Below are 14,245 nucleotides of genomic sequence, written 5' to 3'. Positions count from 1 at the left end.
TGTAAATGATAATAATTATCAATTATGATAGAGTTGTAACCTATACATGCACAGATGATTTTCTTATGCAAAAACGCACAGATATTATGAGGAACAGTCAAATGAGTGAAGTAACGTCTAAACGCGCTAAAATTGGCAAAGTCACTCTGACTAAAAAGTTGGAGCAAACAGAAAAGCAGATTATTGTCACACAAGGTCAAACTACACAGACATCACTGGCTGAGGGGAAATTTCTTTCTTATCAATATAATGAACTAATATTTATCCACGGTGGCCGCTGTATTGAGCTCGTCGATACTAAGATAATCTCTACCGCTCACGCTTCAGTTCTGATCACCATTCTTTTGGAAGGTAAGCTGTCATTTGGTTACGATGATCTCGAATTTGATCTCGATGCCACTCATCAACCTCAAGGTGTGGTGGTCAACCTCACTAAACCCGCCAATTTCCGTCGAGTGATGACAGCAAGCAATAAACTCAATAAGATTAACATCTTAGTTAAACCAAAATGGTTCGAATCTCGAGTAACCGAAGAGTGTAAATGCCGAAACTTCATCAATACACATAATGCCAACTTCCAATTGGAAGTGACGGAAGAAATCTGGAAGCTTACACAAGAATTGACGACTTGCTCTTCACCCAATAACTTCCATCAGAAGTTGCATATAGAATCCTTAACTCAACAGATCCTTGAGAATTCGATGCATCAACTACCACAAACTTGCTGTCTGGGTTACCAAACTAAACCAAAAATAATAAAACCAGCGACACTTGCAACTAACATTGAACATCAAAGTTATGACGAACGAATTGAGGCTGTAATCTGCTTTATTGAAATTCATCTCGACCAAGAGCTGAGCCTAAAAATGCTTGCTGAGCATTTTTCGATGAGTGTATCTAATATTCAAAGGCGTTTTAAGCAGTCATACAACATGACAATCAACGGTTACATCCGTTTGAGACGATTAGAGATCGCACGCCAGCATTTAGAACGAGGGTTGGTTTCAATCACCGAGGCCGCCTATGAAGCGGGTTATCAGCACCCTTCTAATTTCACCAATGCTTTTAAGAAAACCTTCGGTGTGCCGCCACAAGATATAGCGATTAAGACTTAGTTACATTGATATAAAACTATCCGTTCTATAACTTTAAAAGGCTAGATTTAACATCCGCTATGTTGGCCAGGTGATCGCCACATATAAACAAACTGGTCATTCTGCGAAGTAATTTCAAATCCAAACCTCAGATACAAATCTCCAACTCGATTGCCTTGTAAATAGCATAGTTCGACAGGCTTATTGAGGCTATCAGCCTTGGTTAAGCAATCAGCTTTAGTTAAGAAATCTTTCAGTACTTGGCTACCAATGCCCTTTCCATGATACTCAGGCAGCAAGAAGAATCGGCAGAAATAGAAGTGGTCGCCTTTATCTTGCAGCAAAACACTACCAATCGCTTTGCCGTGATATTCAATGATCTCGGGCCGTTCTTCAGCCCACTCTTCGGCATGTATATCTCGTTGAACTTGCTCATCCCAACCAAATACAGCTTTGATGGGCTCAAATTCAGCGGCCTTCTTAAGCTCGAACAGAAATTCATAATCTGATGACTGAGCGGGCCTTGTCGAATACTTCAAAATACCTCCAACAATAATCGATGAACAGCGCCATGCCTTAGTGTTCATTTGGGGCCTAGCTGATAACGTAAGACTTCGTGTTTATCTTGCTCTGAGTAAAAGGTATTTAAGAACTGCCCACCACACTTCTTAATCACCTTTTGCGACGCAACATTGCCATACTCACAGGTAATAATAGCGCTTTCTGTCATTACATGACGCTGAATCCAAGACAACATATGACTAGCGATTCCACGCCCTCTTGCTTGCGGCAAGGTTTCATAGCCGATATGTCCTATGACATCGTGAATGTACGGACTGGTCCCATGACGAACTCGAATAACGCCAAGGATGTGACCTGAATCGATACAAAAATACGTAGAAGCCGGCGTCCACCCTTCTGGTAGGTCATTCCCTTTTGAATAAGCAATTCGCCTTTTCAAATACGCATCACTGCCATCGGAAATGCCAGTATAAATATCTAACCCATCTTCAGCGCAAGCATTCACATAGTGATGAAAGGCGCCTGCATGGGTGATGTCTGCTTTAACAATATCCATATTGTCGATCCCTGTTACTTTTCTTTCGTATATAGCGATGTGCCTAAGCTAAGCGCATTGTGTATTCTTGGTGCCCGGTATGCTCGTCAGCTTGTTCGCTCACAATAGAAAAACCTTGAGAGACATAGAATTCAATCGTCGCTTGGTTCTCTTTATATACATTCAAAGACAGATTCGGACATTCAAGCTTCGCGTGTTGGATAAGTTGCTTACCAATACCATGGCCTTGATGCTCTGGGCTGACAAAGATCGCCGCTAAGATCCCTTCATAAAGCGAATAGAAACCACAAACCTCACCATCAACTTGGTACACGTAAGTTGTTGATGCGGGAATGTATAGGTCGCGCATATTACCCACTTGCGATTCCCAAAAATCAGGCGCCATAAAATTGTGTGCCTTAATGGAAGTCGTGAGCCAGATATCTAGAACCGTTTCGGTATCGGCTGTGATGTATTCTCTGATCATTTTAGTTCTCTAATTTTGAGTTTGACTGTATTCGCCAGTCAGTACCCGAAGAAACGTCCCAAAAACATTGAACATTTGCGACAATCGTTCGAAATAGTGGTTACTGCTTCTTAACGTACTTCGCCGTAACGAGCATTTCACCGCCACCATCAAGCTTGCAATCTAACTGGTGATCTTTGCCTTCATTGATACGTCTAATCACAGCTTTCGTGCCTATTTTAAGTACAGAAGAGCTGCCTTTAATTTTTAGATCTTTAATGAAGGTAACTTTATCGCCACTTTCCAATACAACGCCATTCACGTCCTTTACGCGCGCAGCTTCTCTTTCTAAACGTTCTTCTTCTGGGTTCCATTCGTAGGCGCACTCAGGGCAGATTAGGTTGTTTTGGTCTGGGTAGACATATTCAGATTGGCATTGCGGACAAGGAGGTAAAGACATACGTTAATAGTTCATTTAAATAGAATTTGTTCCATTTTAATGACTCTTGTTAGGCTTAGCGAGCAGAAATCTAACAAGTTTTGCGAAGAGTTAATTGTCTTAAAAAGATCAGTCGCTAAAACGAACAAACACAGCCGCTAAGCTGTGTTTGTTTAAAAAGTTGAGAAGCAGAACGGCTTAACGTTCGACTTTTGGTGAGTAAATCGAGTAAGCGGTGATTTGCCCTGCCACGATTGCAGAGAACATGAATAACGCCGATAAACCAATACTTGGAATAGGCAAAATCGATTGTTCAAACACCGACTGGCTGGCACTTACCAATACTCGGCTACCCGGAACCAAGATGATGATCCCTTGCACGATATAAATTGAGCCCGTGAGCTCCATCTTCTTGGCAATCCAAGTTCCGTACAAAGTAATAAGAACCGTCGTAACCCAAGTGCCGACAACCCAACCACTGTCAAAACCTAGATAGAACGGCCCCCACATACCCAGAACTGCCACTGGCAAGCCAAGTAAGATGTCTTTAGGACGCGCATTGAACATCACACCAATCGACACCGAGATCAACACCAAGCCCGAAATGTGCATCCATGTCGGAACCGCATTCGTATAGTCAATGGAAACCGCTTGTCCCCATATCGCTTCACCAATGTTGAGCCCCATAATAATCCCGACAAACAGCTTTATCAGGGTTAATGCACTCTGCCCTAACAAACTGGTACCAGAGACGAGATCATTAAACGCTAAACATTCTAGTGCGTTGGCTATGGATAACCCGGGGACAAACAAGACAATCGAAGCGATACATAACGCCCACACCGGTATCGGCAACCCTGTGCTTGCCAAAAACGCCACAAAGATACCCGTTAATAATGCCGAGATGAATTCAACCGCAATAGCGCGACGTGAATGAAGAACTTGCTGGCATACCCAAACCATCAAACCCAATAACGCAGAAAAACCGACCGCTTCCAACGTACTGCCCACTAGCATCAGATAAGCAGGCGGGATCGCCATATTGGCAAGTGCAGTCACAAGTTTAGAGTAACCGACGGGCTCTGGCACAGGCTCACTGCTTGGTTGGTTAATGCGAATGATCGTATTGGCCAATAAACTCAAATTGATTGAGGCAGGCTTTTGGCGTTTCAAGATAACGGCGTTGTTATCATCAGGGAACTGATAATTTATCCCAGTTGGGGTCGCCTGAATCATCAAATCAACACCATGCTTTTTTGCATAGAATTGGGTGTATTTTTCTAGCTTGTATGGGGCACAACCACTGCGGTGAAGAGTGTCACCAATTTCAACAATTTTGTTAATTCGGTACTGAGAAGGCATGGGAATTTTAGGCGAGACAAAATGTGCGGCAAATGTAGCAAACGATAGACGTGTTGACGAGAGTTTTGCGTGAATTATCAACTAAATTCGTTACTTTTTTCTTCGAACGCTTTGAGGAGCCTATAACTCAACCCGCTTCGGATTCGCCTGATGAATGCTTTGACAGACTGGCAAGTCAAAATCATGCATCCAGATTGTTATTAATGGGCATCAAAATACGAATGGAAATCAGTTTATGTTAACAGTCAAATTGCCTGTATTTATGTTTATTTTATGATGAGGCAACGCCACTAAAGTAGGTTTACACGTCAAACTGAGCTTGTCTCACAAATAACGGGGATTTTTTGGTGTTTCTCTCCCAACGTTTTAACGAGAGTTTAGTCACATTTTATTCACTCTTGAAACACCATATATGATTGAAAAACTAGCGTAGTGGTGGTTATGCGAGCACTTAGAATAAAAATGAAAGAAAAAGGTTTCGTTTTCAGTTAGATGTGGCATTATCAAACTCGTTAAGACGATGTGCGTACATCGTATAATGGCTATTACCTCAGCCTTCCAAGCTGATGATGCGGGTTCGATTCCCGCTGTACGCTCCAGTCTTCTTGATGCCTCAGTCTTACTCTTAAGACAGTGTGCGTGCATCGTATAATGGCTATTACCTCAGCCTTCCAAGCTGATGATGCGGGTTCGATTCCCGCTGCACGCTCCAATTCCTCCTTATGTTTCGTTACGTGTTTTCTTCCTGCGACATCCTATTCAAAAAACGTCTCCACTCGTTAAATCTATAAGCATTAATCCATATAGCTTAAGCCTATTTTGTTAAGTCTAGATTGATCAACCAACGTTAATTAAGCAGCTAGCGCTATTAACTCCTTAAATCGCTTCGAATTTCTTAAACCTTTCCCATCACATATTGCAGTCTAGCTTTGAACGATTTTCAAAATTGTTCCAATTTAATAATCTTGGTCAATATCTGCAAAAATCATTGTGTTAATGTGCGCGCATTAGCAACAACCAAAAATAATTAAAAATGTTTAAAAGCAATGAGTTAACAATAAACATCGAAGCAATCAATGTCGCACTGTCAAAAGTCGAAAATGCGAACAAAATTCAGCTTAATACGTTGAAAGGTTATGTGAGCAGCGAACCAGAACAGGCCGTGCTTGCGTTTCGTTCTTTGAATGAAGTGGAATCAATCGACGACAAGCTTAAGAAGATCATGTCAGAGCTACCGCACCTCAGTGGCGAAGCTCACCACTTACTGGAAACATCGATCCTATTGCAGTAGTGGCCAAGAAAGATAAGTCTCAACTAGCGTGATGAGCTCAGACTTATCTTTTAGCTTTCTGTTTTTAGTACATTTCTAGCAGCTATTTCTAGCTCTATTAGATAATGCCTAAAGCGTTATCGACTTCGCCATGCCCGCTTCCGCGTGTCCTGGAATATTGCAGGCAAATTCGACTTGATTATTACCGTGGAAATGCCAAAGCATCTGCTTCGCTTTGCCCGGCTTAACTGTAACTGTACTACCCGAGTCATGAGCGTGATTACCCATATTTTTCATCATTTCACGGTGCTCTAACTGCTCTGAGGCAGAACCAATCGAGAATTCATGATCAATCTTGCCTGTGTTCATCACAACGAACTGCACCACGTCGTTCGGCTCAATATCAACCTTGTTCTTAAATGTGATTTTCATATCGTCACTTAGCAGAACATGAACCACTTTATCCGGCTTTGCGCCTGTCGCAGGCATACCCACTTCAGACATACCTTCCATATTCATCATCGAATGGTCCATCTTCCCATCCTTCATCATGCTGTGATCCATTTTTGAATGATCCATCTCTCCACTCTTCATCATCGAGTGATCCATATTTGAGTGGTCCATTTCAGCAAAAGCCGTCGCAGTAGTTAACGTCAGTGCAATCGCAATAAGTGTCTTTTTCATGATCGTTCCTTAGTTTAATTCAGCTATTTATTTGTTAGTTTCACATGTTCATGTGGTACGCCCTTACCCACTCTGTTTTGGTAAGTAAGGGCTAATAATCAATACGTTATTTGTTTGTCTCGTTTTGGCTGCGGGTAATCTCACGCTGCTTCCAAAGCTTAAATATTGCTGGGAGCACCAATAACGTGAGCAATAACGCAGACGCCATTCCGCCAATCATCGGCGCGGCAATTCGTTGCATCACTTCTGAGCCCGTACCCTCGCCATACATGATTGGAATGAGGCCGATAATCACCGTAAGTACCGTCATCATCACAGGGCGCACACGCAGTCCTGCCCCTTCACGGATCGCATCCGTTAAGTCTTCACTCTGAAGTGCTTGCTGGTTCTCTTCTGCATCCAACTTTTTGTAGTGCCAAGCTTGGTTTAGGTAGACCAACATGATCACACCTATCTCAACAGCAACCCCGGCAAGCGCGATGAAGCCCACACCCACCGCAATGGAGAAGTTGTAATTGAGGACATGCATCAGCCATAGGCCGCCAACCATCGCGAGTGGCAATGTCAGCATGATCATCATCACCTCACCGACACGGCGGAAGCTTAGGTAGAGCAACAACATGATGATGGCGATGGTGATTGGCACTACGACACTCAAACGCTCTTTCGCACGCTCCATGTATTCGTATTGACCAGACCATGCCAGTGAATAACCAGCAGGCAAGACGATTTGATCGGTGACGACTTTTTGCGCCTCTGCCACATAAGAACCAAGGTCACGCCCTTCGATATCGACAAATACCCAGCCATTAGGACGCGCGTTCTCCGTTTTAATCATTGGTGGGCCATCTTCGTAACGAATATCAGCGACGTCAGACAGCGCGATACGAGCACCGTTTGGCGTAACGAGTGGCAAGTTCTGCAACTTCACCACAGAGTCACGGTAATCTTGCGGGTAGCGCACGTTAATTGGGTAACGCTCCAGCCCTTCTACCGTTTCGCCGACATTCATACCGCCAACTGCAGTCGAAATAACCTGCTGCACTTCTTTGATGCTTAATCCATAACGAGCAGCAGAGCGTCGCTTGATGTCTATCGTGACATAACGTCCACCAGCCACACGCTCTGCATACACAGAAGCCGTGCCACTCACACCATTCAAGATAGGTTCAAGTTGAGATCCGATATCCTCAATAACACTCAGATCTGACCCTGCTATCTTGATTCCGATTGGTGTTTTAATACCGGTAGCTAGCATGTCGATACGAGTCTTGATGGGCATAACCCACGCGTTCGTTAAACCGGGAAACTGAATCAGATCATCGAACTCTTTGCGTAACGACTCCGTAGTGACACCGTCACGCCATTCATCGCGAGGTTTCAGCTGAATAACCGTTTCAATCATGGTCAATGGTGCAGGATCGGTTGCGGTCTCTGCTCGTCCAATTTTGCCCCATGTGGTTTCAACTTCTGGGATGGTTTTGATTAACTTGTTGGTTTGCTGCAGCAATTCACGTGCCTTACCTATCGAGATCCCCGGATAAGTGGTCGGCATGTACATCAAATCACCTTCATCCAAAGGAGGAATGAACTCACTTCCAAGCTTGCTGGTTGGGTAATACGCAGAAGCCATCAAACCCAATGCAATAACAATCATCACCTTTGGATACTTTAGGCTTAGATTAAGCAATGGCTTATACATCGCGACTAAGCTGCGGTTCACTGGGTTCTTGTGTTCAGGTAACACATTGCCACGAATGAAGTAACCCATTAACACAGGAACCAGTGTGATAGCCAAACCTGCAGCCGCCGCCATTGCATACGTTTTTGTAAACGCGAGTGGCGAGAACATCTTGCCTTCTTGGCCTTCTAACGCGAAAACAGGCACAAAACTTAAGGTAATGATAATCAGTGAGAAGAACAGCGGCGCTCCCACCTCTTCTGCTGCTTTGCCAATCACTTGCCAACGGTTTTTGTCAGTGAGCGGAGTCCGTTCAATGTGCTTGTGAACGTTCTCTATCATTACGATCGCACCATCGACCATGGCACCAATCGCAATCGCGATACCACCTAGGGACATGATATTGGCATTAATGCCCTGCCAATGCATCACAATGAACGCACCTAAAATACCGACAGGCAAGCTAAGCGCGATAACCAATGATGAACGAATATGGAACAAGAACAGCGCACACACTATCGCAACCACGATGAACTCTTCAGCCAGCTTCTTCCATAGGTTTTCAACGGCTGAATCAATCAAGGTCGAACGGTCATAAGTCGCGACAATCTCGACACCATCAGGTAAGCCCGCTTGCAGTTCAGCGAGTTTGGATTTAACCGAGTCGATCACTTCACTGGCATTTTCACCAAAGCGCATCACGATTACACCGCCAACGGCTTCACCCTCACCATTCAGCTCAGAGATACCACGACGCATTTGTGGTCCAAGGTTAATATCTGCAATGTCGCCCAATAGCAAAGGAGTACCTTTGTCTGTCACTTTTAGCGGTAGTGATTGAATATCTTCAATGCTTGTCAGGTAACCCGTAGTGCGAACCATATGTTCGGCTTCGGCAATCTCGACAACAGACGCACCGGTTTCTTGATTACCATCCTGAATGGCCTTGTTGACTTGCTGAAGCGTTAGGTCGTAAGCACGTAACTTGGTAGGATCAATCTGTACTTGGTACTGCTTCACCATGCCGCCAACAGTCGCCACTTCAGATACGCCCTCAACGGTTTGCAGCTCATACTTCAAGAACCAATCTTGCAGGCTACGGAGTTCCGCTAAGTCGTGCTGACCAGTTTTATCTTGCAGTACATAACTGTATACCCAGCCCACACCAGTTGCATCTGGCCCTAATGTTGGCTTAGCACTTGATGGCAAGTTAGGCGCCACTTGGCTTAAGTATTCCAACACGCGAGAACGCGCCCAATACATATCGGTATCGTCATTAAAGATGATATAGACATACGAATCGCCAAAGAACGAGTAGCCACGAACCGTTTCAGCACCCGGCACCGCTAACATGGCGGTGGTCAATGGATAGGTCACCTGATCCTCGACCACTTGTGGGGCTTGACCCGGATAACTGGTTTTGATGATCACCTGAACGTCTGACAAATCAGGAATGGCATCGACAGGTGTATTTTTAACACTGTATAAGCCACCAAATACGATTACGACCGTGGCAACCAGAACCAAGAATCGGTTACTGATGGACCAACGAATGATTGCATTTATCATAATGTGCCCTCACCCGTGCTATTCGTCGGTTCGAGAGATTTGAGCACATAATCAGAACCTTGCTTCGCTACTAGAAACCGAATGCTTTGACCCTCGGTAAACTCGGATAAATCAAGGTCATCACTTACTTGGAAGTTCATTTCACCCGCCTTCCAATCCCAGTCAGGCACTGGCTTGTGATTTACCGTGACCATTCCGAAGTCTGCCATCAGCGTGGTGATGTCTCCCTTTACCCACACTTCGCCCGCCATTTGATGATCGCTCACCTTATAGTCAACGACTTTGTACTGGCCTGATTCTGTTTTCATCATTTCAAAATCAACCACTTGCCCACGCTTCACGTCAGCCATATCTAAGCCTTCAGCGAAGGTGAAATTCATCACCATGCCCGGCCAATCCCATTCAGGAACAGGTTGGTGATTGATGGTCGCCATACGGCTGACTTGCATCACATCTGCAATTTCACCTTTTGCCCAAACCGTTTCGGCTTCTTTTTCAACACCATTAATGCGTGAAAGATCAGCCGATTGGCTCGATTCAGAATCCAACATGAAGTGCGCAGAAGTCACGATATGTTCACCTTGTTCAAGCCCTTGCAACACCTCTATTTTTTCGCCAGCTTCACGACCAACTTCAATACGAGCAGAGCGATATTTGCCGGAACCTTCTGACATCACCACTCGAGTCATGCCACCGGAGTGAATCACCGACGATCTTGGGATAGTAAGAACGGCTTCATCACTGATCGGTTTCAGTGCAATATTGGCGAACATGTTCGGTTTTAGCTCGCCATTAGGATTCGAGAACTTCAAACGAACGCGTAAAGTTCGAGTTTTCGAGTCAAGGATTGGGTATACATAATCGACGTTGCCCCGCCACTCCTTACCGGGAATCGCATCCAGTGTCATCTCTGCATTACTGCCCGATGAGATCCAGTGTGCTTGGCGTTCAAACACTTCGGCATCAACCCAAACTTCGCCTAGAGGGCCAGCACTAATTACCGCTTGCGCAGGTGAAAGGTAACCACCTTCTCGGATATTCAAACTTGCTATAACACCATCGGCTGGCGCTTTGATTTCAATGGTTTGCGAAGCTTTTCCTTTGCGCGTAATCGCGCGGATTTGCGTCTTATCAACACCCAAGGTAATCAAGCGTTCAGTCGAGCCCTTGATCAAACCTTTACGACCCGTTTTAGAAGCACTGATCAACTCTTCTTGTGCTTTAACCAACTCTGGAGAATAGAGTGTGAACAGTACATCGCCCTTGTTCACCTTCTCGCCGACAGCATTGATGTAAAGCTTCTCAACCCAACCTGCTGCTCTTACGTTGGTTTGCCACAATGTACTTTCATCGAACGCCACATAACCCACGGTTTCAATTCGAGGAGACAGCGCTTCGAACTTAACTTTCGCTGTTTTGACACCCAGATTATTTTCTACCGACGAATCAATGAACACGGTACCGGGCTCATCTTTAGCACCACTTGAGTCATCCGCGTAAACAGGGATTAAATCCATCCCCATAGGTGACTGACCCGGTTTATCACGCTGATAGTTTGGGTCCATTGGCGCAACCCAATACAAAGGTTCGTCACTGGTTTCTGTGCTAGTTGCCATTGCTGACATATCGTGTGCTGAATTAATTAGAAAATGGTTCACACCAAAACCCAATGCACCACCGACCAATAAAGCGATAGTCGCTACTTTTACTGTATTCATTATCTATTCCCTTATTGATTGGCTGTGTGTTTAGTTGCGCTTGAATTGAGTTGTGGTTGCTTAACTTGGTAGTTAAAGCCACTGACCAGTGACGCTAGCTTGCTGTTCACGATATTGAGATCGGTAATCAAACGCTGTTGTTCTAACTTCAGGGCGAGTTCATCCGCCGTTGCTGCAATAACGTCATTAAATTGCGCAGTGTTGTTTTGATAACCTCTTTCCACCGCACTAATACGAGCGGCAGTTTGAGGTAACAAGGTTTTTTGGTAACGATCTAAACGTTGGGTGAGGTTCGCCTTATCCACCAATAACGCATTCACTTGCGCGTTCATTTGGGAAAGTAAAGTGTCTTTTTGAGATTTGGCCGCACCAACTTGATACTGAGCAGCCGATAAGTTTTTATCTTGTCGGTTCCCTGTAAACAGCGGGATGTCGACTGTTAGATAAGCGCTGACAAGATCAGAAGCCGGTTCGCCCGTCATGTTGTTCGCTTGTCGGTGGGCATACATCACTTCCACACCAAACTGAGGTGTATACGCTTGCTCAGCTAGCTCTACTTGAGTTTGATTAGATGAGATAGTCGCATCTGTGATCTTAACGAGCGGATGATCCATCAACAGTTGATAGTGCTTGGTTGAATCGAGATTAGTCGCCAGCTTGCTCTCCAAGCTTGTCCAATCAATTTGATTGTTTGCATTAAGTACGCCCTGAGAATCAAGAACCTGAGAGCCTAACCAATCAGAACCGAGCCACTCAGACAGCTGAGAGATTAGACGGCGTTGAACTTGCTGATTGGCTTGCAGTTTCTCATCAAGCTTACTGACTTGAAGCTGAGCATTAAGCAGATCTTGTGCTTCACTTTTACCAATCGAGTAATTGGTCTGCACATAGTTTTCTAGCTCAACCAACAAGCGTCGGTTCTCATTTATGATGCTTTCTGCAACTTGTTGGTAACCCAATTCAAGCCAAAGCTGCGTCATGCTATTTGCGACGGTCAGTTCACGAGCCTGCACTTGAAGAGCTAACCCATCCGCTTGCTGACCGGCTTTTTTCTGCTGAAGATCGAGTGTATTGCCACGCTCAAATTGCTGCATTAGACCGACCGAAATATTGGTCATTGGGTCTTTATCAAACTGGAAGCTATCGACTGGCAGTCCACCAAATCCGACTTTCAATTTCGGATCCATTAAGGTAGCGCTCGCAATACCGGTTTCACGCATCGCTTGCGACTGAGCAAAGTACTGCTTGCGATTGCCGTCTTGGCTCAATGCTATCTCAATCAATGTATTGAGTTGCTGTGTTGAGCTCTGTTGCTCCGCTTGTGTTGAAGCAGGTGCAGCAGCCAAAGCACTGGCTGAAATAAAAGCAGCACTCGAAACAAAGGCAGCTGCGACCACGACACTCGCGTTTATTTCAAACACAGAGATTGTTGGTTTTATATTCACAATGAATGTCCATATCTAGCGTTAAATAACGCATATAAAAGATTGGCGCATCAGATTTATGAATCTGATATCGCTATGTTTTTAGATATAGATTTATGCGGTGGGTGGGCGTAGCAAAGATTGAGCGCGTGCGACTTTCTGGCCAATAGTGGCCGGCTGAAAACGAGCCAAAGAAGAGACATATGGATTGGCCGCTTGAACAGCCTGAATCGGATAGGAAGTTGCAGAACACATTGAGGCGCAGCAATCGGCATTCGCACAATGGTTACCCATCATGTGGCCGCCGTCTTCGTTCATTGAAGACATATCGCATTGAGCCATCAAAGCATGGCCACTCATATTGGAGTGTTCAGTGTGTACGTCTTCACTCATCACATGACACCCTGCCATTGAATCATTAACCGAAGTATCGCTGTGATAACAAGCCGACTTGCTCGACTCCATTTCCATCATCATTACTTCAGTCATCATGGCTGAAGAGCTTGAGGCATAGCTCGACATCAACATCGCGATGATGCTGAAAACAGTAATCCAAGTTGTTCGGAGTGTGTTTGTCATAGCTAACCTTTAAATTTATACGGCAACTATAAAGGTTCCCCTAAGGGTAAGGTCAACGATGAAGGACAAATATTTGCTGAAACTGATAGTAGCTGCTGCATAGATAGGCAAAAGGAACACTCAACAAGCAACTGAGTGATCCTAATTCTAAATGCTACTAATTGTTTACCGGATTTTGCGCATCATACTCAACTAGCGCATTTTCGAGTGCCGGTAGGTCAGAATCACACAAGTGCTTTCTTAATGACTCAAACTTCTCTTCAGGCCAGTCGTATATTTTCATCGAAATCAGTTCTTCGATAACGGACTTGTCGAAACGGTACTTAACAATTTTCGCAGGAGAACCACCGACAATGCTGTAAGGTTCTACGTCTTTGGTGACAACACTATTTGCAGCAACCACAGCGCCTTCGCCAATCGTCACGCCGGGCATTATCATGGCTCGCATACCAAGCCAAACACCATCTTCAATATGAGTGTCACCTTTGCCAATGTAGGCGTCCTCGATGACATCCATAAATGGATACAGCGAAAACCAGTCGACTCTGTGTGTATGGTTGCCGCCCATCAAAATCACGACCTCGGCACCAATGCAGACATAATCACCGATATAGAGTTCATCAATTTCCCATCGAGGCTCCCACTGGCGGCTTACTTCGTCGCCATGTAAATAGCGCACTACCGATTGTTCAAAGCCATTATCCCAGCAATCGCTGTAATAACTGTGTTGGCCTTTGATATGAATGTTAGGGTTGGTGACTACCTCATGTAACAGTTCGAATTTAGACCAATGCTTATTTTGCATTTCTACCTCTGATTAAATTATTCGTTTTATTTCGGTTTACATATCAAAAAATCGACAATGTTGATCTAAGGTACGCAGACGAACAGCCCATAAATAC

General features: G+C 44.7%; 13 protein-coding genes and 2 tRNA genes. 4 read left to right on the top strand and 11 right to left on the bottom strand.

The annotated features are described in order from the left end of the window. Positions 1-5: 5 nt before the first annotated feature. Positions 6-1,115, top strand: coding sequence for a helix-turn-helix domain-containing protein (locus OCV44_RS19590; protein ID WP_139685550.1), 1,110 nt, complete (start codon positions 6-8; stop codon positions 1,113-1,115). 47 nt (positions 1,116-1,162) lie between these two features. On the opposite strand, the gene OCV44_RS19585 is transcribed toward OCV44_RS19590, so the two are convergent. The 5 genes from OCV44_RS19585 to OCV44_RS19565 all read right to left on the bottom strand — a co-directional run bounded on the left by OCV44_RS19585 (position 1,163) and on the right by OCV44_RS19565 (position 4,418). Then, entirely contained in the window at positions 1,163-1,633 is a 471-nt protein-coding gene (locus OCV44_RS19585) for a GNAT family N-acetyltransferase (RefSeq protein WP_139685567.1), read from the bottom strand. Positions 1,634-1,677: 44 nt separating this feature from the next. Beyond that, positions 1,678-2,172, bottom strand: a complete 495-nt coding sequence (locus OCV44_RS19580) for a GNAT family N-acetyltransferase (protein ID WP_139685549.1) — start codon at positions 2,170-2,172, stop codon at positions 1,678-1,680. 43 nt (positions 2,173-2,215) lie between these two features. Then, entirely contained in the window at positions 2,216-2,638 is a 423-nt protein-coding gene (locus OCV44_RS19575; protein ID WP_139685548.1) for an N-acetyltransferase, read from the bottom strand. A 100-nt stretch (positions 2,639-2,738) separates the two neighbouring features. Beyond that, positions 2,739-3,077 (bottom strand): zinc ribbon domain-containing protein YjdM, encoded by a 339-nt coding sequence (locus OCV44_RS19570; protein ID WP_004731484.1) that lies wholly within the window; start codon positions 3,075-3,077, stop codon positions 2,739-2,741. A gap of 177 nt (positions 3,078-3,254) precedes the next feature. Then, on the bottom strand, positions 3,255-4,418 hold the full coding sequence (locus OCV44_RS19565) for a threonine/serine exporter family protein (protein ID WP_139685547.1): 1,164 nt from the start codon (positions 4,416-4,418) through the stop codon (positions 3,255-3,257). Between the two features lie 524 nt (positions 4,419-4,942). Here OCV44_RS19565 and OCV44_RS19560 point away from each other — a divergent pair. The 3 genes from OCV44_RS19560 (at position 4,943) to OCV44_RS19550 (ending at position 5,709) form a co-directional block, all read left to right on the top strand. Then, positions 4,943-5,017: transfer RNA gene (locus OCV44_RS19560), tRNA-Gly, on the top strand. A gap of 38 nt (positions 5,018-5,055) precedes the next feature. Next, positions 5,056-5,130: transfer RNA gene (locus OCV44_RS19555), tRNA-Gly, on the top strand. Positions 5,131-5,451: 321 nt separating this feature from the next. After that, a complete protein-coding gene (locus tag OCV44_RS19550) occupies positions 5,452-5,709 on the top strand; it encodes a hypothetical protein (protein ID WP_016788617.1) in 258 nt (85 codons plus the stop codon). 108 nt (positions 5,710-5,817) lie between these two features. On the opposite strand, the gene copI is transcribed toward OCV44_RS19550, so the two are convergent. The 6 genes from copI to OCV44_RS19520 all read right to left on the bottom strand — a co-directional run bounded on the left by copI (position 5,818) and on the right by OCV44_RS19520 (position 14,148). Further along, the gene (gene copI, locus OCV44_RS19545; RefSeq protein WP_139685546.1) at positions 5,818-6,372 is read right to left on the bottom strand and encodes a copper-resistant cuproprotein CopI; all 555 of its coding nucleotides are present in this window, start codon (positions 6,370-6,372) and stop codon (positions 5,818-5,820) included. Positions 6,373-6,478: 106 nt separating this feature from the next. Next, entirely contained in the window at positions 6,479-9,622 is a 3,144-nt protein-coding gene (locus OCV44_RS19540) for an efflux RND transporter permease subunit (protein WP_139685545.1), read from the bottom strand. Continuing rightward, complete coding sequence (locus OCV44_RS19535) at positions 9,619-11,340, bottom strand: efflux RND transporter periplasmic adaptor subunit (RefSeq protein WP_139685544.1); 1,722 nt, start codon at positions 11,338-11,340, stop codon at positions 9,619-9,621. The genes OCV44_RS19540 and OCV44_RS19535 overlap by 4 nt, the downstream gene beginning before the upstream one ends. An 11-nt stretch (positions 11,341-11,351) precedes the next feature. After that, positions 11,352-12,701, bottom strand: coding sequence for a TolC family protein (locus OCV44_RS19530; RefSeq protein WP_390903463.1), 1,350 nt, complete (start codon positions 12,699-12,701; stop codon positions 11,352-11,354). A 177-nt stretch (positions 12,702-12,878) separates the two neighbouring features. Beyond that, on the bottom strand, positions 12,879-13,343 hold the full coding sequence (locus OCV44_RS19525; RefSeq protein ID WP_139685543.1) for a hypothetical protein: 465 nt from the start codon (positions 13,341-13,343) through the stop codon (positions 12,879-12,881). A gap of 157 nt (positions 13,344-13,500) precedes the next feature. Continuing rightward, complete coding sequence (locus tag OCV44_RS19520; RefSeq protein WP_139685542.1) at positions 13,501-14,148, bottom strand: CatB-related O-acetyltransferase; 648 nt, start codon at positions 14,146-14,148, stop codon at positions 13,501-13,503. Positions 14,149-14,245: the final 97 nt, after the last annotated feature.

This window comes from Vibrio tasmaniensis (genome assembly GCF_024347635.1).
In the GTDB taxonomy this organism is placed as follows: Bacteria; Pseudomonadota; Gammaproteobacteria; order Enterobacterales; family Vibrionaceae; genus Vibrio; species Vibrio tasmaniensis.
This window is presented reverse-complemented; position numbering and strand designations above follow the sequence as displayed.

Coding starts and splice junctions, on each gene's coding strand:
- OCV44_RS19590 (WP_139685550.1), top strand. CDS start 6: ATGATAATAATTATCAATTATGATAGAGTTGTAACCTATACATGCACA.
- OCV44_RS19580 (WP_139685549.1), bottom strand. CDS start 2,172: ATGGATATTGTTAAAGCAGACATCACCCATGCAGGCGCCTTTCATCAC.
- OCV44_RS19575 (WP_139685548.1), bottom strand. CDS start 2,638: ATGATCAGAGAATACATCACAGCCGATACCGAAACGGTTCTAGATATC.
- OCV44_RS19570 (WP_004731484.1), bottom strand. CDS start 3,077: ATGTCTTTACCTCCTTGTCCGCAATGCCAATCTGAATATGTCTACCCA.
- OCV44_RS19565 (WP_139685547.1), bottom strand. CDS start 4,418: ATGCCTTCTCAGTACCGAATTAACAAAATTGTTGAAATTGGTGACACT.
- OCV44_RS19550 (WP_016788617.1), top strand. CDS start 5,452: ATGTTTAAAAGCAATGAGTTAACAATAAACATCGAAGCAATCAATGTC.
- copI (WP_139685546.1), bottom strand. CDS start 6,372: ATGAAAAAGACACTTATTGCGATTGCACTGACGTTAACTACTGCGACG.
- OCV44_RS19540 (WP_139685545.1), bottom strand. CDS start 9,622: ATGATAAATGCAATCATTCGTTGGTCCATCAGTAACCGATTCTTGGTT.
- OCV44_RS19535 (WP_139685544.1), bottom strand. CDS start 11,340: ATGAATACAGTAAAAGTAGCGACTATCGCTTTATTGGTCGGTGGTGCA.
- OCV44_RS19525 (WP_139685543.1), bottom strand. CDS start 13,343: ATGACAAACACACTCCGAACAACTTGGATTACTGTTTTCAGCATCATC.
- OCV44_RS19520 (WP_139685542.1), bottom strand. CDS start 14,148: ATGCAAAATAAGCATTGGTCTAAATTCGAACTGTTACATGAGGTAGTC.